At 61.4% G+C, this 21,000-nt stretch carries 22 protein-coding genes; 7 read left to right on the top strand and 15 right to left on the bottom strand.

Annotation, left to right across the window (positions count from 1 at the left end; all coding sequences use genetic code 11):
- Positions 1-2: 2 nt before the first annotated feature.
- The 14 genes from ABD842_RS15850 to ABD842_RS15785 all read right to left on the bottom strand — a co-directional run bounded on the left by ABD842_RS15850 (position 3) and on the right by ABD842_RS15785 (position 13,589).
- Complete coding sequence (locus ABD842_RS15850) at positions 3-1,073, bottom strand: RluA family pseudouridine synthase (RefSeq protein ID WP_425553198.1); 1,071 nt, start codon at positions 1,071-1,073, stop codon at positions 3-5.
- 85 nt (positions 1,074-1,158) lie between these two features.
- Positions 1,159-1,779 (bottom strand): OmpH/Skp family outer membrane protein, encoded by a 621-nt coding sequence (locus tag ABD842_RS15845; protein ID WP_345116038.1) that lies wholly within the window; start codon positions 1,777-1,779, stop codon positions 1,159-1,161.
- A 50-nt stretch (positions 1,780-1,829) separates the two neighbouring features.
- On the bottom strand, positions 1,830-2,507 hold the full coding sequence (locus ABD842_RS15840; RefSeq protein WP_345116036.1) for an OmpH/Skp family outer membrane protein: 678 nt from the start codon (positions 2,505-2,507) through the stop codon (positions 1,830-1,832).
- 45 nt (positions 2,508-2,552) lie between these two features.
- Positions 2,553-5,072 (bottom strand): outer membrane protein assembly factor BamA, encoded by a 2,520-nt coding sequence (gene bamA / locus ABD842_RS15835; RefSeq protein ID WP_345116033.1) that lies wholly within the window; start codon positions 5,070-5,072, stop codon positions 2,553-2,555.
- Between the two features lie 7 nt (positions 5,073-5,079).
- Entirely contained in the window at positions 5,080-5,826 is a 747-nt protein-coding gene (uppS, locus tag ABD842_RS15830) for an undecaprenyl pyrophosphate synthase (RefSeq protein WP_345116030.1), read from the bottom strand.
- 70 nt (positions 5,827-5,896) lie between these two features.
- Entirely contained in the window at positions 5,897-6,652 is a 756-nt protein-coding gene (porG, locus tag ABD842_RS15825) for a type IX secretion system protein PorG (RefSeq protein WP_345116027.1), read from the bottom strand.
- 45 nt (positions 6,653-6,697) lie between these two features.
- The gene (locus tag ABD842_RS15820; protein WP_345116024.1) at positions 6,698-7,609 is read right to left on the bottom strand and encodes a DUF6089 family protein; all 912 of its coding nucleotides are present in this window, start codon (positions 7,607-7,609) and stop codon (positions 6,698-6,700) included.
- A gap of 128 nt (positions 7,610-7,737) precedes the next feature.
- A complete protein-coding gene (locus ABD842_RS15815; protein WP_345116021.1) occupies positions 7,738-8,631 on the bottom strand; it encodes an NAD kinase in 894 nt (297 codons plus the stop codon).
- 34 nt (positions 8,632-8,665) lie between these two features.
- The gene (locus tag ABD842_RS15810; RefSeq protein WP_345116018.1) at positions 8,666-10,105 is read right to left on the bottom strand and encodes a POTRA domain-containing protein; all 1,440 of its coding nucleotides are present in this window, start codon (positions 10,103-10,105) and stop codon (positions 8,666-8,668) included.
- 120 nt (positions 10,106-10,225) lie between these two features.
- Entirely contained in the window at positions 10,226-10,903 is a 678-nt protein-coding gene (locus ABD842_RS15805) for a CBS domain-containing protein (protein WP_345116017.1), read from the bottom strand.
- Positions 10,904-11,001: 98 nt separating this feature from the next.
- Positions 11,002-11,787 carry an alpha/beta fold hydrolase gene (locus ABD842_RS15800; protein ID WP_345116016.1) on the bottom strand — a complete coding sequence of 262 codons (786 nt, stop codon included), beginning with the start codon at positions 11,785-11,787 and terminating at the stop codon, positions 11,002-11,004.
- 18 nt (positions 11,788-11,805) lie between these two features.
- Positions 11,806-12,408 carry an anthranilate synthase component II gene (locus ABD842_RS15795; RefSeq protein WP_345116013.1) on the bottom strand — a complete coding sequence of 201 codons (603 nt, stop codon included), beginning with the start codon at positions 12,406-12,408 and terminating at the stop codon, positions 11,806-11,808.
- 79 nt (positions 12,409-12,487) lie between these two features.
- Entirely contained in the window at positions 12,488-13,009 is a 522-nt protein-coding gene (locus ABD842_RS15790; RefSeq protein WP_345116010.1) for a CvpA family protein, read from the bottom strand.
- A gap of 115 nt (positions 13,010-13,124) precedes the next feature.
- Entirely contained in the window at positions 13,125-13,589 is a 465-nt protein-coding gene (locus ABD842_RS15785; protein WP_345116007.1) for a GatB/YqeY domain-containing protein, read from the bottom strand.
- 129 nt (positions 13,590-13,718) lie between these two features.
- Here ABD842_RS15785 and ABD842_RS15780 point away from each other — a divergent pair, with 129 nt between their 5' ends.
- The 3 genes from ABD842_RS15780 (at position 13,719) to ABD842_RS15770 (ending at position 15,990) form a co-directional block, all read left to right on the top strand.
- Entirely contained in the window at positions 13,719-14,432 is a 714-nt protein-coding gene (locus ABD842_RS15780) for a pyridoxine 5'-phosphate synthase (protein WP_345116004.1), read from the top strand.
- A 111-nt stretch (positions 14,433-14,543) separates the two neighbouring features.
- Complete coding sequence (gene mnmH / locus ABD842_RS15775) at positions 14,544-15,611, top strand: tRNA 2-selenouridine(34) synthase MnmH (RefSeq protein ID WP_345116002.1); 1,068 nt, start codon at positions 14,544-14,546, stop codon at positions 15,609-15,611.
- Positions 15,598-15,990, top strand: a complete 393-nt coding sequence (locus tag ABD842_RS15770; protein ID WP_345115999.1) for a VOC family protein — start codon at positions 15,598-15,600, stop codon at positions 15,988-15,990. The genes mnmH and ABD842_RS15770 overlap by 14 nt, the downstream gene beginning before the upstream one ends.
- Before the next feature lie 81 nt (positions 15,991-16,071).
- On the opposite strand, the gene ABD842_RS15765 is transcribed toward ABD842_RS15770, so the two are convergent.
- A complete protein-coding gene (locus ABD842_RS15765; protein ID WP_345115996.1) occupies positions 16,072-16,458 on the bottom strand; it encodes a hypothetical protein in 387 nt (128 codons plus the stop codon).
- Positions 16,459-16,620: 162 nt separating this feature from the next.
- On the opposite strand from ABD842_RS15765, the gene ABD842_RS15760 reads away from it, so the two are divergent.
- From ABD842_RS15760 to ABD842_RS15745, 4 genes are all read left to right on the top strand, one after another.
- Positions 16,621-16,992: a hypothetical protein gene (locus tag ABD842_RS15760; RefSeq protein ID WP_345115994.1), complete on the top strand. Its 372-nt coding sequence runs from the start codon at positions 16,621-16,623 to the stop codon at positions 16,990-16,992.
- 272 nt (positions 16,993-17,264) lie between these two features.
- Complete coding sequence (gene selD / locus ABD842_RS15755) at positions 17,265-18,329, top strand: selenide, water dikinase SelD (RefSeq protein ID WP_345115992.1); 1,065 nt, start codon at positions 17,265-17,267, stop codon at positions 18,327-18,329.
- Positions 18,330-18,923, top strand: coding sequence for a PH domain-containing protein (locus tag ABD842_RS15750; protein ID WP_345115989.1), 594 nt, complete (start codon positions 18,330-18,332; stop codon positions 18,921-18,923).
- A gap of 156 nt (positions 18,924-19,079) precedes the next feature.
- The gene (locus tag ABD842_RS15745) at positions 19,080-20,966 is read left to right on the top strand and encodes a tetratricopeptide repeat-containing sensor histidine kinase (protein WP_345115986.1); all 1,887 of its coding nucleotides are present in this window, start codon (positions 19,080-19,082) and stop codon (positions 20,964-20,966) included.
- The last annotated feature ends 34 nt before the right edge of the window (positions 20,967-21,000 follow it).

The raw sequence follows: 21,000 nt of genomic DNA, 5'->3' as shown, positions 1-21,000 counted from the left end.
GGCTACTCTGCTTCCGTGGCGTATTTTTCCCAGAGCTCCAGCACTCCGGCAAAGTCGGCGGGCAGCTCAACCTCAAACTGCCTTTGCTCACCGGTTTGCGGATGGACGAAGCCCAGTGACTTGGCATGCAGCGCCTGCCGGGGCATCACCTCAAAGGCATGATCGACGAAAGCCTTGTAAGCCCCGGTACGCTGCCCGTAGAGCACCTTGTTGCCGCCGTAGGTGGTATCGGAGAACAAGGGGTGGCCGATATGCTTCATGTGGACCCGAATCTGGTGGGTACGGCCGGTTTCGAGGTTGCACTGCAGCAGCGAGACGTGCTGGAAAGTTTTGAGCACCTTGTAATGCGTCACGGCATGCTTGCCCTGGTCGCCTTCGGGAAACACAGCCTGCACCTTGCGGTCCTTGATGCTGCGCCCGATGTTGCCGGTGATGGTGCCGGCCGCCTCTTTCGGAATGCCCCACACCAAGGCTAGATAAGTCCGCTCGATGGTATGGTGAAAAAACTGCTGCGACAGGTGAGTCATGGCCCATTCGGTTTTGCCAATCACCAGCAGTCCCGACGTATCCTTGTCGATGCGGTGCACCAGGCCAGGCCGGATTTCGCCATTACGGCCGGTGGGCAGGCTGTTCAGATGATGCGTGAGGCCATTGACCAGCGTCCCGTGCCAGTTGCCGAAGGCCGGATGCACAACCAGCCCAGCCGGCTTGTTGACCAGCAGCAAAGACTCGTCTTCGTAGCGGATGTCCAGATCCATCGGCTCGGGCAGCACCCGGAAGTCGATGGGTGGCTCGGGCAGCGTGATGGTGATGACGTCGAGGGGCTTGACGCGGTAGTTGGCCTTTACGGGCTTCTCGTTCACCTGCACTGCTTCAGCCTCAATGGCATGCTGAATCTTGGTGCGGGAGGTGTGCGACAACCGGCGCATCAGAAACTTATCGATGCGCAGCATTTCCTGCTTGCGGTCCACCCTGATCCGGTGGTGCTCATACAGCTCGTCGCCCTCGCCTTCTTCCTCGGGGAGGTTCAGGTTCGGCAGATCCTGTTCTTCTTCTTCTTCCATTTCCGTCATTGTGGCGGCGTTGGGGTAATTGAATAAAATAAGAAAGCCGGAGCCCCAGGCTCCGGCTTTGCTTGCCAAAAACAGCGCCTGACGCTTACTTCTTGGTTTTCGTCTTGGTCTTGGTCGAAGCCGGTACGGCCGGGGCCGGCGTGGCAGCCGCTTTCGGGGCGGCAGCTACCGGGGCAGCGCCCGGCGTGATGCCCATTTTCTTCAGCACCAGGTCCGAGATGTCGCCTTCTTTCGGACCGTGCAGCAGCACCGGGCTGGCGCCATCCGAGTTGAGTACGTAGGTGTAGCCGTTCTCATCAGCTACGGCGTCAATGGTCTTCTGCAGCTTGTCCAGGGCCGGCTTCAGCAGCGTCTGCTGCTTCTGCTGCAGGCTCTGGTCGGCGCTGCGCTGAAACTCCTGGATGGAGCTCTGCAGGCCCGTCAGCTCTTTTTCCTTATCGGCCCGCACGGGCTCGGCCATGCTGCCAGCGCCTTTCTGGTAAGCTTCGGCTTTCGCCTGGTAGTCGCTGTATTTGCTTTTCAGCTGGGCTTCGAGCTGGGAGCTGTAAGCCTTCAGGTCGGATTCAATCTGCTTGCTTTCCGGCATCTGGCTCAGCACGTATTCCACGCTGGTGTAGCCAATCTTCAACGGAGCTTGCGCCAGGGCAGCGGAAGAGGTAGTAAGGGTAAAAACGGCCGCTAGCAGGGCAAGACGGAATTTGTTCATGGTAATCATTAAGGGAAAACGGTCAGTGAGTTGAAGGTGCGGAGGCAAAGTTAATTTTTTCCGGCAGCTGGGCGCTGTCCGGCGCGGGTAGCGGGCTTGCGCGGCGCCGGCGCCGGGGCGTCGTCCGTGTCCGTGTCGCCAGCGGGCGTGGCGGGTTTGGTTACGGTCCGCACGGCGCCCTTCTGGGCGGGCTGGTTGCTGTCTTCAGAAGCCAAACCCAATTCTTCCATTACAAATTCCGTGTAATCGTGGATCGGATTGGTGTAGAGCATGGTCAGGTCGCCGGCTTTATCGAAGATAATGCCCAGCTGCTTTTTCTTGGCCACCTTCTCCACCGCCTCAAACACCTGGTCCTGCACGGGCTTGGTCAGCTCCTGCCGTTTTTTAAACAGCTGGCCTTCGTACCCGAAAATCTTGTTCTGGTAGGCTTTGACTTCCTGCTCCTTCTTCAGGATTTCGTCCTGCCGCTTTTTCTTCATGGGCTCGGTCAGCAGCACCTCTTCCGACTGGTAGGTGCGGTAGAGCTTGTCAAGGTCCTTTTTCTGGCTCTCGATTTCCTTCTGCCAGTTGCCCGACAGCGTATTGAGCTCCTGCTGGGCCTGGGCGTAGGCCGGCATTTTGCTCATAATGAACTCCGAGTCGACGTAGCCAAACTTCTGGGCCAGGGCGGCGGGAGCTGTCAGCAGCACCCCGAGGGCTACGGACAGCAGGCAAAACATTTTTTTCATAGCACCTGCGTGAGACGTGTAGTTCGGCGGCAGCCCGCCGCAATACTAGCGGATCTGCTGCCCAATGATGAAGTGGAAATGGCCCTTCTGCTGGGAGGCCTGCCCCGGCGTGTACTGGTCGATTTTGTCGAAGCCGTAGCCGTAGTCGAAGCCCAGCAGACCGAATGCCGACATGAAAATCCGGGCGCCGACGCCCGCCGAGCGGTACAGCTTATAGGGATTGTACTGGGTGTACTGATCAAAGGCATTGCCTGCTTCGGCAAAGCTGAGTACGTATACCGTGGCCGCCGGATTCAGGGAAATCGGATAACGCATTTCCAGTACGTACTTATTGTAGACAACGCCGCCGCTCGAATTTGGGTTCTGGATAGAAGTTGCCGTATTCGGGTCTTCGTAGCCGCGCAGGCCGATGTATTCGGTACCAACCAGGAAGTTTGACGAGCCGCCGTAGCCCAGGCCGGAGCCGCCGAGCTTGAAGCGCTCGAACGGGCCGATGGGTCGGGCCGAGTTATACGAGCCGATGAAGCCGAAGTGCGCCCGGGTGTTCAGCACCAGCTTGCCCACGACGGGCGTAAACCAGGAAGCATCAAACATCCACTTGTGGAATTCGATCCACTCGTTCACGTTCGGGTGCGAGCCTTTGAAGATGGAGTACGGCGGTGTCAGGTTCACGCTCAGCGCCAGCGACGAGCCCCGACGGGTGTATGTCGGGTTGTCGATGCTGTTGCGCGACAGGGTCGTGTTGAACGTGATGTTGTTGGCGTTGCCGTTGCTGAAGTTGGTAAAGCCCGGGTAGTTATTGAGCTCGTATCGGCTGATGGACAAAGAGTTGCTCAGCGTAAAGTAGTCATCGGGCACCCGCAGGCGACGGCCCAGGCCCAGCGTGGCGCTGTTTACCTTGATCGACTGGTCGTTCCGGGCGTCGAAGTTGGTACCTACGCGCTGGATGCTGCGGTTCAGACTAAACGACAGCGAGTTGGGCTTGCGGCCACCCAGCCAGGGCTCGGTGAAGGAGAAGGAGTACGCCTGGTACTGCGTGCCGTTGGCCTGCACGTTCAGCGCCAGGCGCTGCCCGTCGCCGGCCGGCACCGGGGTCCAGTTGCGGAAGTTGCTGGCTTTGCGCAGCGAGAAGTTGTTGAACACCAAGCCCACCGTACCGATAAAGCCGGCATAGCCACCCCAGCCGCCCGAAAGCGTAATCTGGTCCGAGGGCTTTTCCACCACGCTGTAGTTGATGTCCACGGTGCCATCGGCCTGATTCGGAACCGGCACCATCCCGATTTTCTCGGGGTCGAAGTAGCCCAGGGTCGCAATCTGACGCTGGGAGCGAATCAGCAGCTCCCGGTTGAACTTGTCGCCGGGCAGGGTTTGCAGCTCCCGCCGCAGCACATGGTCACTGGTTTTGGTGTTGCCGGCAATGTTAATTTCCTTGATGCGGGCCTGCACGCCTTCCGTCACGCGCATCTCAATGTCAATAGAGTCGCCTTCCACCTTGGTTTCTACCGGCTCAATGCTGAAGAACAGGTAGCCGTCGTTCATATACAGCGACGTGACGTCCTGGCCCGTGGGGTTGTAGTTCAGGCGCTTGTCCAGCGTCTCCTTGCTATACACGCTGCCTTCCTTGATGCCCAGCACCGACGACAGCGTCTTGTTGTCGTAGAGGTAGTTGCCGGCCCAGGTAATGCGGCGGAAATAGTATTTCGGACCTTCGTCCACGTTGATGGTCAGCGCCAGCCCATCTTCGGTGCGTACCACTGTGTCAGAGACGATTGTCGCGTCGCGGTAGCCCTGGGAATTATAAAACTCGATTATTTTCTCCTTATCCTCGTCAAATTCCGACTTCTGAAACTTGCCCGCCGTCAGGAAGTTGTAGCTCTTCCGCTCCTTGGTCTTTTTCATCTTCCCCTTGAGCTTACGGTCCGAAACGGCCGTGTTGCCCGTGAAGTCGATGTTGCGGATGCGGATTTTGTCGCCCTTGTCCACGTTGATGTTCAGCACCACGCTGTTCGACAGACTAGAGTCCGGCGTTTGGGTGATATTGACTTTGGTATCGAGGTAGCCCTTATTGGTATAAAACTTCCGAACCTGGGTACGGGTGTTGTTGAGCAGCGCGTCCGTCACCACTTTGCCCCGGATCAGCTTGATCTTGTTTTTCAGGTCGTCGCCCTGGGTTTTGCTGATACCGGTGAAGACGAACTTGGACAGCCGCGGCCGCTCCTTCAGGTTGAAGTCCAGGAAAATCTTGCTGCCTTCGGTGCGGGCAATGGAAACGCTTACGTCGCCCAGGATGCCCTGCTCCCACAGCCGCCGGATAGCTTTGCCGATTTCTTCGCCCGGCACGTTGATTGGGTCGCCGATGCGCAGGCCCGTCAGCCCGATCAGCGTGTTGGTATCGAGGTAGCGGGCTCCGCTGACCGTGATGCCGCCCAGCGTGTAGTGCTCCGGCTCGGGGAGGCCCGGCGCACCGGCTGCGGCAGATTGCGCCCAGGCAGCCTTTGTAGCCACACTTAGCACCAGGAGCAGTACGGTCAGAAACCGGGAAAGCTTATTTGAGAAAGAAATCATTGAAAACTTACGAAACGGTTAGCTGCTCACTGGTTTTGCCAAAACGCCGCTCCCGGCGCTGATACGCCTGAATAGCGTCGTAGAAATGCTCCCGCCGAAAATCCGGCCACAGCAGTTCCGTAATATAAAGCTCGGTGTAGGCCAGCTGCCACAGCAAAAAGTTGCTGATGCGCTGCTCCCCACTGGTCCGGATCAGCAGGGCCGGATCGGGAATACCGGCCGTCGACAGATACCCCGCAAGTGTCTGCTCGGTCACCGCCTCGGGCTGCAGGCGGCCACTGGCTACTTCCTGCGCCAGCCGTTTTGCCGCCTGCGTCAGGTCCCAGCGGCCACTGTAGCTCAGGGCCAGCACCAGCGTCATGCGGGTGCCTGCCTTGGTGAGCTCCATCGATTCGGCCAATTCCCGCTGACAGGAGTCGGGCAGGCTGCTGATATCCCCAATGGCCTCCAGGCGGATGCTGTTTTTGAGCAGCGTGGGCGTTTCCTGCCGGATGGTATGCACCAGCAGTTGCATCAGGGCCATAACCTCGTGCTTGGGCCGCGCCCAGTTCTCGGTGGAGAAGGCATAGAGCGTCAGGTACTGGACGCCCACTTCCGCCGCGGCCTCTACCGTGTCCCGAACCGCCGTAATGGCGTTTTGGTGCCCAAAGATGCGTAGGCCGCCTTTCTGCTTGGCCCAGCGGCCATTGCCGTCCATGATGACGGCCACGTGGGCAGGTAAATTGTGAGAGTCTATTTCGGACCGGGCGGCCATCGGTGCTTTTTGCGTAAAAGAGGCCGCAAGGTACGCAAATGGTTGCATTAAGCCCTGCTGCCAACGGCTTCTACCTTAGCAGCTGCTTATTTTCTTTGTACGAATCAGGGCAGTGAATCTTATAGAAAGTATAAGATATGCTTACCCCGTTGTAGAAATACCAATCCTGGTCGTGAACGTTCACCAGGACCGGGCTCTGGGTGCTGGCATGATCCAGCTCGTCGGTGAAAGTTTTGCGGGCTCCCGCTTCCACGCCCAGATTCCAGTGCCGCGATAATGCCAGCTTAATGCCGAAACCCGCCGGCACTGCCAGCCCCAGCATACTGCCGCTCTTGGTGAAGGCCTGCGCGTCGGGGCCATTGCCCTGGGTGGTCGTGTTGGCATAAAACCCGGCCAGCCCTACCATTACGTAGGGAGTGAGGTGAATCTTATCCTTGCGGTTATGATAGTCAAAAAAGTTGTACTCCAGGGCGCCGGAAATTTCAAATAGCCTTCCCTTCATGTTGGCTTGCCGAAGTGCCGGTAGAGGCGCGGTGCTGCCATTCACGCCCTGCACATTGGCATCATCAGCCCGGAGCAGGCCACCCATCAGGGCCCCGCGCAAGGTGATGGGGGCCGAAATATCCCGCCGGTAAAAGGCCGTCAGGGCGGGGCGGTTGTTTTTGAACTGGTAGCTGGGAGCCAGGTCGCCTTTGTAGACCAGTCCACCAATGCCAATGCCTACTTCGCTCGTAGACTGGGCGCTGGCTGAGGTGAGGACAAAAAAAACACTCCCTGCTTGCGCAAGGCAAACAAGGAGTGTTTTGGAAAGAAACGAATTCGTCATTAGACTAGCTGAGAGTGAAACCAGACAGCCAGCGCAAGCTGCTGACTAGCGGAATTTGGGGCTCTTGATGCGGGGCGCCAAAATGTAGTTGAGGTGCAAACCGGTAACGATGTACCAGTCGTCTTCATTGCCCTTGCCACGCATTTCGCCGGCGCTGTTGAAGTTGACGTAAGTACCATCATCGTTGCGGGTGATGCCTTTGCCAAAGAAAGCCTTCGGACCGGAAGTGCCCAACTGCGCGTCGCTCAAGTAAACACCGCTCACGTCGTCCAAGTAGTCGGTGAACGTTTTGCGCCAGCCGATTTCCAGACCGATGTCAAAGCTCTTGTTCAGCTTGTAGCGAACACCGCCACCGAAGGGAATCGATACCTGCGTCAGGCTATACGATACGCCTTCAGTCTGCAGGGGCTGCAGATTGTAGTACGTACCCGACGAAACGCCGGCGGCATTCTCAACGCCCTTGAGTTCTCCGGCATACCCCTTAGGGTTGTGGTGGAACACGGCAACGCCAGCAAATACATACGGTACGAAGTCCGGACGCTTGATGTAGTTGTTGCGGTTGGCTATCAGGTCGAAAATACCGACGGCAGACCCTTCAAAAATATCATTGCGGAAGTTCATGTTCCGGTGGTAACGGAAACGAGCATCGCCGTCGTTCCGATCCGCAGCCTTGTTATCATCACCCGTGATGCGACCATAGGACAGGGCTACCCGGGCCGAAATCCGGGGCGTGAAACGGTGGGTGGCACTAAGGCCGATGTTGGGACGGGTAGCGGCGAAGCGCAGGCTTGGAATGCTGGCTTTCGGTACGATGTCGCCGAAGTAGTTCATGGCATTCAGACTGATGCCAACTGAGTTGTACTGCTTCCGCTTGCTGAATTGCTGCGCATTCGCCTCCGTAGAGACCAGCGCCAGCGCCAGCGCCAGAGTCAGGGTGTAGGTGAAGAATTGCTTCATATGGAGCGAAGTTTATGGATATGCAAAGTGGAAGAACGAGTTACATCCGTCAGGACATGGTCGCAGTCGGCAACAAAAGTAGGGTTTGCCCGGAACTTAAAAAACTAATCGTGCAAATTCTCAATTCTTTATAAGGGGATTCCGGCCGGGTTACGCCGGTCAAGCCCCCAATTCAATTTGCTGCGCAAGGTACTCAGAAAGTTAACGTGGTTTAGTTTGACGAGCCGGGCGGCGAAGGTTTCGCGCCGCACGGCAATCTGAATTCCCGCATCTACCGGTACTGCCCGCGAGTCGAGGGAGAGCAGGAAGTTATTGCTGCGACCCTCAATCTCGAAGGAAATAACGCTGCGGTCAGAGACAATCAGCGGACGGACATTCAGATTGTGCGGACATACGGGAGCGATGATAAAATTGTTGGTTTGGGGCAACATTACTGGTCCGCCGCAGCTCAACGAGTAGCCGGTCGAACCTGTTGGCGTTGCCACAATCAGCCCGTCGGCCCAGTAGGAATTCAGGTATTCGCCGTCGATATACGTGTGCACGACAATCATGGACGACGTATCGCGCTTCAAAATTGAAAACTCGTTGAGGCCGAAGTTGATACCTTCAAAAACTTCGGGGTCCGTATCGACGCGGATAAGGCTGCGCTCCTCAATGACGAAGTGCCCTTTAAACAGCGCATCAATGGCCTGGGGGATGCGGTCGGGGGTGATGGTGGCCAGAAACCCCAGACGGCCGGTGTTGATGCCCAGAATGGGAATCTGCAGGGCTCCGACGTAGGTCACCGTATCGAGCAGGGTGCCGTCGCCGCCGATGCTGAACACGAACTGCACGCCCCGTAGCGAGTCGCCCCGGCGGAAGGTGCTGACTCCTTCGGGCAGCGTCAGGCGGTTGTCGAGGTAGGTGCGGAAAGCTTCGACAATCAAAATCTCGGTGCGACGGCCAACCAAGTCGTTGAGCAGGGCCTGTACAAAGGGCAGGGTTTCTTCGTCGAAGGGCTTCCCCAGAATGGCGATTTTCATAACAAAAACATAATCCGAACCCCGGGTGAAAGCGTCAGATGGGAAACTCACTGCGAAAGAAAAGCCCGCCCTGCCCCCGGGCATTGCGGGTGTACTCCAGGGTCAGCACCCGGTCGTAGAAGGTAACCAGATGCAGCCCCAGGCCCGCTGCGCTCAGCAGCTGGTTAGGAAGCCGGTTGGTAGCGGCCACGGTGCGGGCTGCCACATAACCGGCATCGACAAAGGTATTTAAATAAAGCACCAGCGGGATGCGGTTGATTTTGGGATTGTCGATAGCCTTCAGTCTCAGCTGCCCCAGGTCGAAGAGACGGCACGTGACGCTTTGCTGCACCAGCCCGTAGTGCCGGCCGTCCACTACGTAAGGGTCATAGCCCCGCACGAAGGTGCTGTAGCCCAGGGCGCGGTTGTCGACGTAGGCCACGCGCTTGGCCAGCCGGGCCTGCCCCTGCAGGCTGACGTTGTAGTAGAATCCGCGGCCCAGGGCAGCATACTGGGCAATCTGCCCGCGCAGGGTGGTAATACCAGGAGTGCCGGGCGTGAGAAAGGTACGGTGGGCCAGGCTTGCCTGGGCAAAGCGGCCGGTGAGCGGATAGGCGAAGGTATTGCGCTGGTTGAGCGTCGAGCTTAAGATAACGTCCAGAAACTCGCGGCGGGTGCGGCCGAGGTAATAGTCGGGGTTGCGGCGCAGGATGGAATCGGAAATCTGCTCCCGGTGGTAACTTACGTCCAGCGCCGTGCGACGCTGCACGGTATGGCGCCAGCGCAGCCCGGCCGTAGCGTAGCGGCGCTCAATGGGAAAGCCGGCGTCGTCGCGGAAGGCCACCAGCCGATCCTGCACAGTGGCATAGTCGAGAGCGTGGCTGCGGTAGTAGGAGACGCCGAAGCCGAAGCCCACCCGGCGGCGGCGGCCGTAGCCAGGCGCTTCATAGAACAGCTCGTATTTGCGGTTGAAGCCCAGCTGCAGGTTGCCGGTCAGGTCTTCGTTGCGCCCGCGGAAGTTGCGGCGTACTATGTGCAGGCCATAATCGACGCGCTTCCACCGGTCGGGCCGGTCAAGCCAGGAGCGGAAATTACGGTCGGCCAGGGAGAAGATGGGCACTGGAAAGGTGTACCAGCGCTCCTGCACGCTAAACAGCACCGTGATTTCGCCGTTGCGGCACACTGCCTCGGTCAGCACCTGGTGAAAGAGCTGCAGGTTGAAGAGGCGGCGGCGGTTGGCCTCGAGGCGCGTGGGCAGCGCAGCGGCCGCAATGGTGTCGCCTTCGCGGAAGTCCAGCTCGGCCCGCAGAATCCGCTCTTTGGTTACGTCATTGCCCACGAACAGCACGGTAGCCACGCGCAGAGCGGCGTACCCGGGGCACTGCACCCGCACCAGGCTGTCGGGCGCCGCGCCGCGCACCGTATCGGGAGGCGCGGCAAGTGCGGGAGTAGATGGCAGCCAGCCCAGCAGCAACAAAAGCAGACAGGCAAGCAAGCGGGACGAACTTATGGCTGTTGGGGTATGAGTGTCGAATTGACTGAGGGCCTGTAGCGCTGACGCAGGCCGCGGTGCGGCCGCGCACCAGCTGGCCCACCCCCGCGCCGGTCCAGCTGCCTACAGACTCAGGTATTTGAGCAGCGCATCGAAGCGGTCCTGCTCCCCCTCGCTCACCTCGCCGGCGCCGCTGAACTGGGCCGTAATGACGTAGCCAAACCGTTCCAGCGTGGCCGCAATACGGGCCAGATCGGGCGTGTTGAGCTTTAGGGTCAGGCGAATCTTGTACGGGTCGTGCTCATCCTGGGCTACGTGCGCACTCAGGATCTTGGCGTTGTTTTCCTCAACGTAGCGGCTGATCTGGGTCAGGGTATAGTCCCGCTCGGCCATCGACAGCACGATGATGCCGCCCTGGCCGGCAGCAATGGGAAGCTGGCCGAAGGCGGCCAGCGTGTCGCCAACGGTAACCACGCCCAGGTACTCGCGCCGCTCGTCGAGCACGGGCACCAGCTGCAGCTTGTTCTGGATGGCCATTTCCATGATGCTGTAGAAGTGCTGGTCGTGCTGCACGTGCACGTTGGCGAAGCCGAAGGGTACACTGGTCAGGGGGATATCGGAGTTTTCGTAGTCGAGCAGGTCAGCTTCGGTGATAAGCCCGCGGTACTGCCGGTTTTCGAGCACGGGAAGCTGGCCCACATGAAACTCTTCCAGCCACTTCGCGGCCTTGGCAGCCGAGTCGGAGACCTTAAGCGGTGGAATCATCTGGTTGAGCAGGTCTTCGGCAATCATCGAATGCATCGGCAAGAAGGAAGCGGGAGGCGAATGGATACTGCTTACGAAACGATGAATAAGCGGGCAGGCGTATGCTTTGTTCAGAAAGGCCCCGGCCACCCGCGCTAGGCCCCCGCCACGGCGGGCTGGGGCACGGGGTGGCGCAGAAACTGGCGCAGGTAAGCATTGAATTCGCGGGGCCGCTCCATCATGGGGGCGTGGCCGCAGTGGTCGAGGAAGCGCAGCTCGGAGCCGGCAATCAGGCGGTTGAACTCGTGGGCCACGGGTGGGGGCGTGATGGTGTCGTTCAGGCCCCAGACCAGCAGTGTGGGCACTTTAATGCCGCTGAGGTCCTTGCTCAGGTTGTGGCGCTGGGCCGAGCGGGCAATGCTGATGATGCGCAGGCACTTGGCGTTGGAGTTGGTGACGTTGAACACCTCATCGACCAGCTCTTTGGTGGCCAGCGTGGGGTCGTAGAAGGTGTAGCCCACCCGCTCCTGCACGAAGGCGTAGTTGCCGCGCTTGGGAAAGGAGCCGCCCATCGAATCTTCGAACAGGCCGCTGCTGCCGGTGAGCACCAAGCGCTTCACCCGACCTGGGTTGCGCAGCGTGTACACCAGCGCTACGTGCCCCCCCAGCGAGTTGCCCAGCACCGTGGCAGGCTCGGTCAGGGACAACGCGGCCAGAAAGTCCTCGACGTAATTCATCAGGCCCGGCACGCCGGCCTTGCTCAGCGGCATCTCGTAGATGGGCAGCAGCGGGATGATAACGCGGTAGTCGGAGCTGAACTCGCGCACTACGTCTTCCCAGTTGCTGAGGGCGCCAAACAGGCCGTGCAGCAGCAGCAGCACCTCGCCGGCGCCTTCGTCGACGTAGTTGAATCCGTTTTTTTCCTTGATCTGCAATTCCATCTTCTCGGGGCGGACGGCTCAGACCCGTATCGGCTGACCGGCCTTTGCAATGATACAACACTTGACCCAATTGCCTAGCAGGGCCAGGCCGTGGGTCGTTAGCAGGGCTTCCGGGTGAAACTGCACCCCGTACAGGGGGAGCGTACGGTGCCGGAAGGCCATCAGTTCCCCGGGCTCGTCGACGGTAAACGCCAGCGGCTCCAACACCGGCGGCAAGTCGTTGAGCACCAGCGAATGGTAGCGCGTGACCGGCATGCGGGGCGGCAGGCCGGCAAACAGCGGGTCTTCGATGGCGCAGCTGATAGTGGACACCTTGCCGTGCATGGGCCGCGCCGCCCGGGCAAGCCGGGCCCCGAAAAACTCGCCCAACGCCTGGTGGCCCAGGCACACGCCCAGCATGGGCAGCCGCGCGTGGTAGGCCTCAATCACGGTCAGCAGGTGGCCCGCGGCGGCCGGCGTACCGGGCCCGGGCGACAAAACCACCGCGTCGAACTGCAGTTGCTCCAGCTCCACCAGCGGCACGTCGTTGCGCACGACGTGGGCACGTACCCCCAGCTGCCCGAGATAATCGAGCAGGTTGTAGGTAAACGAGTCAAAGTTGTCGAGCAGCAGTACTTGCATAGGCTACTTACCAGACACCGGTGGGCGGCAATTGGTTGGTAGCAACTCGGCCGGCGTCGCAAAAAAGTTGGCTACAGCCTTAAAATACCCCGCGCAGCCGCTCCAGCAGCGTGCCGGCAAAAGGCAGCACGAACCCTACTACCTCCAGCGCCACCGGCGTAGCCTGCTGCACCAGCGGCAGCACCAGCGAACCGGCCACCAGCTGGGGCGACAGCAACTGCAGGCCCGCCAGCCCCACGCCGTGCAGCAGCAGGCTGAGGCCCAGCACCCACTTCAGCACGCCGGCCGCGCCGCCCAGCAGGTGGTCGAGCATGCCCAGCGGGGTAAGGTGCACGGCGCTCTTGATGACCCCGCCCAGCAGGTGTACGCCCCAGGTAATGGCTACGAACACCAGTAGGAAAGACACGAACGGCAGTGCCCCGAAGGCGTCGCCGACGTAGTGCCGCACCAGCGGAATGGCGTCGTTGAGCAGGGCCAGCCCACCCACCGCGCCCAGCACAAATGCCAGCAGCGACGCTACTTCTACTACCAGCCCCCGACGGAAGCCTTTCACGGCACCGACCCCCAAAGGCAGCAAAAGCAGAATATCGAAGCCGGACATGGGTTGGAGTCTTGGGGACTTAGGGTCTTGGGAACTTGGATTTTGGTTTAACTCACTACTGAGTGGTCGCTGAACGACTACCAAGACCCTAAGTCCCTAGGATCCCAAGACCCTGCTACACATTCGTGTTGTTGAGCAGGTTGCTGACGACCTGAGAAATGACGCGGCCATCGGCCTGCCCGGCCAGCTCGCGGGCGGCCACGCCCATTACCTTACCCAGATCCGAAGGACCGGTAGCGCCCACGCGCTGGATGATTCCGACGATGTGCTCCACAATGTCGGCTTCCTCCATCTGCTGGGGCAGGTATTCCTCGATGATGGCCAGCTCGGCCAGCTCGGTTTCCTCCAGGTCGGAGCGGAACTGCTTCTGGTAGGTGTCGGCGGCTTCGCGGCGCTGCTTGGCGGCTTTGGTGAGCAGCTTCATTTCGGCGTCGGAGGAAAGCGCGGCTCCGTGGGCGCCTTCGGCCGTCTCGGCCAGCAGAATCTGGGACTTGATGCTGCGCAACGTGAGCAGGCGCACTTTGTCCTTGGCCAGCATGGCTTTTTTGATGTCGGCGTCGATGGTTTCTTTCAGAGCCATAGCAGGGAGCGTAAGTAAAGGAGTAAATGAATGCCGGAAGGGCAGCCGGCGCCACCGGCCCCGGTAAGTCACAGGAACGTAACTTTGACCCGGTACGGCCGGTTGAGGCCCTAAAGTTCGCCCTATACCATGACGAAACTCAGCGTAAACATAAATAAAATAGCCACGCTGCGGAATGCGCGCGGCCACAACCGCCCCAACGTCGTGCAGACGGCGCTTGACTGTGAGCGGTTTGGCGCCGAAGGCATCACCGTTCACCCCCGCCCCGACGAGCGCCACATCCGCTTTCAGGACGTGCGCGACCTGCGCCAAGCCATCAGCACGGAGCTGAACGTGGAGGGCAACCCGACGCCCGACTTCCTGGCCCTGGTGCGCGAAGTGCGCCCCGGGCAGGTGACGCTGGTGCCCGACGCCCCCGACGCCATTACCTCCAGCGCCGGCTGGGACACCATCGAGCACCAGACCTACCTGACCGGCATCGTGACGGAGCTGAAAAGCCTGGGCTGCCGCGTCAGCATCTTCCTCGACCCCGACCTGGCCATGGTAAAGGCCGCCGTGGGCACCGGCACCGACCGGATTGAGCTCTACACCGAGGAGTACGCCCGCCTTTACCCCACCGACCCCGCCGCCGCCCTGGCTCCCTACCGCGCCGCCGCCATTCTGGCCGGGCAGCTGGGCCTGGGCCTGAACGCCGGGCACGACCTCGACCTGGAAAACCTGGCCCACCTGAAACAGAACTTACCCGGTCTGGCCGAGGTTAGCATTGGCCATGCGCTGGTGTGCGACGCGCTGTATCTGGGCCTCGAAAACACCGTGCAGCTGTATAAGCGGCAGCTGCGGTAGCGTAACGCGAAGTTCCACTTCGCGAGGCGTTGAACGATGGTTGTGCTGACGGCGCCCACGCCTCGCGAAGTGGAACTTCGCGTTACGACCTCTTATTCCTACTTGAACTCCATGCCCCGTCTGCCCCTTTCCGAATTTCTGCAAGGCCCCGCCACCGCGCCCATCCTGGACGTGCGGGCACCCATCGAGTATGAGCAGGGGCACATTCCGGGGGCGCTGAGCCTGCCGCTGTTCACGGATGAGGAGCGGGCCCGCATCGGCACGGCCTACAAGCAGGTCAGCCAGGACCGCGCCGTGCATATCGGGCTGGAGTTTTTCGGGCCCAAGATGAGCCGGGTGGTGAAGCGGGCCCAGAAGATGGCGCCCGACAAGGAGGTGCGCCTGCACTGCTGGCGGGGCGGCATGCGCAGCGGGGCGGTGCTCTGGCTGCTGGAGCTGGCCGGCTTCCGGGTGCATCTGCTCGACAAGGGCTACAAAGACTACCGGCGCTGGGCCCTGGCGCAGTTCACCGAGCCCCGGCCCATGCTGATTCTGGGCGGCCTGACCGGCTCGGGCAAAACCGACGTGCTGCACGAGCTGGCCCGGCAGGGCGAAACCATCGTGGACCTGGAAGGGCTGGCCAGCCACAAGGGCTCCTCGTTCGGGGCCATCGGCCTGCCGCCCCAGCCCACGCCGGAGCAGTTTGAGAATAACCTGGCCCTGGAGCTGGACGCGCTGCCGACGACTGTAGTGCCGTGGCTGGAAGATGAAAGCCTGACCATCGGGCGCATTACCATTCCCAAGCCGTTCTTCGAAACCATGCGCCACGCCCCGCTGGTGGTGCTCGACATTCCGCGGGCCGTGCGCACCCGCAAGCTGGCGGCCGAGTACGGCAAGGAAGACCCGCAGCAGCTGGCCGAAGCCATTCAGCGCATCAGCAAGCGGCTGGGCGGCCTGGCCACCAAAGACGCGCTGGCCGCCATCGAATCCGGCGACATGGAGCAGATGGTCGATATTGCCCTCACCTACTACGACAAAACCTACGGCTTCGGGCTCGACAACAAAGTCAACAGCCGCATCGTCCGGGTGCCGTCCGACACCTGCGACCCGGTAGTAAATGCCGGGCTGGTGCGCGAGGCCGTGCGGCGCGAAGGCCTGGTGGAACTGGCCCAAAGTCCCGCCCAGCATGCCGGTTCCTAGGCTGCGCGTGGCCCGGCCTACCGACGACTTGGCCGCCGTCTTGCGCTTCTACCGCGACGGGCTGGGCCTGACGGAGCTGTACGCCTTCGGCGGCCACGCCGGTTTCGACGGCGTGCTGCTGGGCCACCCGCAGGCGCCCTACCACCTCGAATTCACCCACCAGCCCGGCCACCGCGTGGGCCACGCGCCCACCCCCGACAACCTGCTGGTCTTCTACCTCCCCGACGCGGCCGAGTGGGAAGCAGCCGGGCAGCGCCTCCGGGCCTACGGCTACGCGCCCGTGCCCGCCTACAACCCCTACTGGGACGAGCGGGGCCTCACCTTCGAAGACCCCGACGGCTACCGCGTGGTGCTGGAGCAGGCAGAGTGGCAGCTGTAAGGCAGATTTCAGGACGTAAAAAGCCGCCCGGCCTGGCTAGGCGGGCGGCTTTTTGTGGTCAGGCAGCTGCCGGAGCAGGCGTCAGGGCTTGGCCGGGCCTGGGCCAGGCTTCTTGTGTTCGGGCTCCTCAATCACTTCGAAGCCGAACTCACCCAGGCGGCGCAGGTTCTGGCTGTACACGCCCGTGAGCAGGTCGCGGGTGCCGCGGGTCTGGGGCCGCACCACGTCATCGTGCTGCTGGCGCTTGCCGTAGAGGATTTTCAGGTTCTTCTCCTGCTTGTCGATTTCGGCCTGGATTTCCTGGGCCTCCACCACCTTGGGGCCTGCCTCGTCCCAACTGGGCAGCTCCTCCAGGGCGTGGAGCGGCGACTTGGTTCCCAGCTTCTGGTGCTGAGCATAGATAAGTCCGGCCAGCTTGAAAAGCTCAGCCGGGTTGTCGGGGATAATAATGCGCGGTTTGCGGGGCATAGGATGAAGGATAAAGGGTGAAACTGAGAAGGAAACATAAATCATAATTCACTATTTATCAATACTTCACAGCAATAAAAAATCGTAGCCGACGCCGGCGCTTCTCCGGTTATGCCGGATTACCAATCTGGTGTCGCCGGAGTGCTTCCGGTGCACGGATTCGTGAATTCAATGCACGGATTTGTGAATCCGGTGCACGGATTCGTGAATCCGGTATGGGGATTCGTGAATCCAGTATGGGGATTCGTGAATCCGGTATGGGGATTCGTGAATCCGGTGCACGGATTTGTGAATTCGGTGCACGGATTTGTGAATTCGGTGCACGGATTTGTGAATTTGGTGCACGGATTTGTGAATCCGGTGCACGGATTTGTGAATCCGGTGCACGAATTTGTGAATCCGGTGCACGGATTCGTGAATCCGGTGCACGGATTTGTGAATCCGGTGCACGGATTCGTGAATCCGGTATGGGGATTTGTGAACCCGGTGCACGGATTCGTGAATTCAATGCACGAATTCGGCAATGCGGTGTAGCTGCATGATGGTGGGCCGTAGCGGAGGGGGTAGGAGCCGCGGCCTTTTCCCGTTTCGGGGGCTGGGCTTGCGCGGTGCTTTGGGCGGATGGGCCTTTTTCGGCAGTACAGTAAGGTCCCCAGGCGCCTACCCGACAACCGGGAGCCGCCGGGGCGGCCCGCCGCTCAGCCTGAGGCCAGGCTATTTGGCGTAGCCGGGGTGCCGTTCGGATTTTTTCCGGGAGCTTTGCGTACTCCACTGGTTATCTTCGTCAACTCCTGACCTGCCGCCTCATGCAACCCGACCTGACTGCCCCCGCCGCCACCACTTACCGCCTCACCCAGTACAGCCACGGGGCGGGCTGCGGCTGCAAAATCGCGCCCAAGGTGCTCGACCAGATCCTGCACACTACCATCCCCCAGATCCACGACGAGAAGCTGCTGGTCGGCAACGGCAGCCGCGACGACGCGGCCGTGTACGACATCGGCGGCGGGCAGGGCCTGATCAGCACCACCGACTTCTTCATGCCCATCGTCGACGATGCCTACGACTTCGGCCGCATTGCCTCGGCTAATGCTATTTCGGACGTGTACGCCATGGGCGGCCGGCCGCTGATGGCCATTGCCGTGCTGGGCTGGCCCATCGACAAGCTGCCGCCGGAGGTGGCCCGCCGGGTGCTCGAAGGCAGCCGCAGCATCTGCGCCGAGGCCGGCATTCCGCTGGCCGGCGGCCACAGCATCGACTCGCCCGAGCCCATCTTCGGCCTGGCCGTGACGGGCATGCTCGACATCAAGAACCTCAAGCAGAACGACACCGCCACCGCCGGCTGCGAGCTGTACCTGACCAAGCCCCTGGGCGTGGGCATGCTCACCACGGCCCAGAAACGCGGTATTCTGCTGCCCGAGCACGAGCAGCTGGCCCCGCAGAGCATGATGCAGCTCAACAAAATCGGCTACGACCTGGGCCAGCTGGAAGCCGTGCGCGCCATGACCGACGTGACGGGCTTCGGCCTGCTGGGTCACCTCTCCGAAGTGTGCGAGGGCAGCAACCTCACCGCCGACGTGGACTTCGCCAAAGTGCCTCTGCTGGCCGAAGCCGAGCAGTACCGCGCCCAGGGCTCCATTCCCGGCGGCACGGTGCGCAACTGGGACAGCTACGGCCATAAAATCGGCTCGGTGACCGACGAGCAGCGCACCTGGCTCTGCGACCCGCAGACTTCCGGGGGCCTGCTGGTGTGCGTGGACCCTGCCGGCCGCGAGGCGGTGCGGGCTGTGTTCGGGCAGTATGGCCTGGCCCTGGAGCCATTCGGCACGCTGCGCGCCCACACGTCCGGCGAGGCCTGGATTCAGGTCCGCTAGGTGAAGCTGTTTCCGTTTCTGCGGCCCCTGCTGGAAGTCAGTGGGGCCGTGCTGGTGCTCATCTTCGGGCTGCGGCTGCTCACGGGCTTCTTCACCAAGCGCAGCCGGGTGTACCAGCCCACGTTTGAGCGGCAGTTTCGGCTGCTGTTCTGGCCCCTGCTGTGTTTGGGGGTGGGGCTGCCGTTTCTGGCTTCCTTCTTTTTCCTTGGCACGCTCTCGGGCTACGAGCTGGTGCTGCTCACGGCGCTGGCCGCCGTAATCCTGGGCTTCTCGGTGCCGGCCCTGGTGCTGCACGCCCAGTACTACCTGCGCAACCTGCACACCACTCTGGCGTTTGAGCCTAAACAAAACATACTGGAGGTGTACGAGAACCAGGTGCGCGTCCCGTTTGCCCAGAGCGACCTGGTCCGGGTGGAGTGGGTGACGTGCGCTTCCAAGCAGGTATTCTGGACCAACTACCACTACCTGCGCCTGCACCTGCGTACTGGGCAGGTACTCACCCTGACGGCGCTGCTGACCAATCTGGAGCCCGTAGCCGAGTTTTTGCGCAATTCCAATGTCGAGCCCCGGCAGCGCTGGTTTTGCTTTTTGTAAACATTCCATTCCCAACCGCTTTTTTTCGCTTATTTTCGTTCCTTAAAACTGGCTTATACCATGTCGCTGCCAAAAACATCATAAGTTTATAAGTATTACTTTTATGAAAGCGTCTTCTCCTTAATTCTGATGCGGCCTCTGTTTGTTGTCTTCTTTTTGACCCTACAGCTCCTGTCCCCAACCGTTTGGGCCCAGGATACGACCGTATTGCACCGGCAGCGCCTGCTGCTGCGCACGCTGCCCCAGTCCGTCCGCCGCGTGCAGGTGCTTGACTCGCTGTGCTACGCCCTGCACGAAACCGCTATTCCCTCGGCCCTGGCCTACGGGGAGCAAGGCGTGGCGCTGGCCCGCCGCCTCCACGACCAGCAGGGGCTGATGAACTGCCTGCTTAGCCTGGGCAGCTGCTACGCTTCCTCCTCCGATGGGCCCCACGCCCTGGCCCTCTACAATGAGGCCCACGCCCTGGCCCGCCGCCTCAACAGCGCTGATGGGCTGGTGCGCAGCTACTCCTCCATGGCCGGCATCCACCACGAGCGGGGCGACACGACCATTGCCTGGCGCAACTACAAGGAAGCCCTGACCCTGGCAAACCGGCCGGGCGTCAGTGAGCACACCCAGACTATTCTGTACGGCAACCTTTCCAGCTTCTACTTCTACCTCGAGCGTCACCCTCAGGCCCTGCGCTACATGCACAAAGCCCTGTATCTGGCCCGCCGCAACCACGACCGGTCGGGCGAGGCGCTGTACATGGCCAACCTGGGCACCTACTACTGGCAGAAAGGCCGGCTGGAAGTGGCCGAAGGGCTGATCCGGCGGGCCCTGCAAATCAGCCAGGAGCTGCGGGAAGCCCGGTATGAAGCGGGCAACCTGGAGCTGCTGTGCCTGGTGCTGCTGCAAAGCCGGCGCACGGAGGAAGCAGCCGGGTACGCCGAACAGGCGCTGGTCAAAGCCCGCCAAAGCCACTACCTGGAGCGGGTACTGGATGCCTACAGCGCGCTGGCCCAGGTGAACACCCAGCAGGCCAACTACAAGCAGGCCTACCAGTGGCAGGAGCGGTTCCTGGCCCTCAACGACACGCTCAACAACCGCCAGCGCCTGAATACGCTCATGGCCCTGCAAACCCGCTACGACCTGCGCGACAAGGAGAACCAGATCCGCCGGCTGACGGAGCGCACCCAGCTGGAGGAGCTGCGCAACCGGAGTCTGTGGGCCGTGGTGGCGTTTCTGGTGGTGGTGGTGGCGGGTGTAGGGTTGCTGTACTGGCAGCTGCGCCGCAACCGCGCCGCCCTGCGCGCCAACAACCAGGCCCTGCAGGAAACCACGGCCGAGCTGCGCCGCGTGGCGGCTTCCAAAGACCGGCTGTACGCCATTGTGGCCCATGACCTGCGCGGCCCCGTCACGTCCTTCGTCGGCGTCACCGAGCTGATTGGCTTTTATCTGGCGCGCCGCGACGAGGACGGCCTGCGCCGCCTGCCCGAGCTGGTGCGGCAGTCGGCCCACAGCCTCAACGGCCTGCTCGACAACCTGCTGAACTGGGCCGTGAGCCAGACCGGGGAGCTGGCGTTCCGGCCCGAGCAGCTGAATGTGGCCGAACTGTTTGCCGAAAACGCCCAGCTCTACCAGACCACGGCCGAAGCCAAGCAGATCAGCTTCGAAACCACGCACGCCCCTGACCTGCGCCTGTGGGCCGACCACAACATGACCCGCACCATCCTGCGCAACCTGGTTGGCAACGCGCTGAAGTTTACCCCGCCCGGCGGTCACATCCGGTTTCACGCCGCGGCCAACCCCGAAACCGGCACCGTCACGCTCACCGTTGCCGACTCGGGCCGCGGCATGCCCGCCGAGCTGGTCAAAGAAGTTCTTTACTCCCAGGAGCTGCCCCAGGCCGTGGGCCCTATCCACGGGCCGCGGGCGGGCACCGGACTCGGGCTGCTGCTGTGCCGGGCCTTTGTGCAGCGGCAAGGCGGCCTGCTCAGCATCCACAGCACCGTGGGCGCCGGCACCACGGTGCACGTGCAGCTGCCGGGGCGCAAATCCTGAGGGGCCCTGGCCGCGGATGCTGACCGCTGCTTTT

The sequence above is a fragment of the Hymenobacter algoricola genome (genome assembly GCF_039539525.1).
GTDB lineage: Bacteria > Bacteroidota > Bacteroidia > Cytophagales > Hymenobacteraceae > Hymenobacter > Hymenobacter algoricola.
Note: the sequence above shows the minus strand (reverse complement) of the source record. Positions and strands in the feature narration are given on the sequence as shown.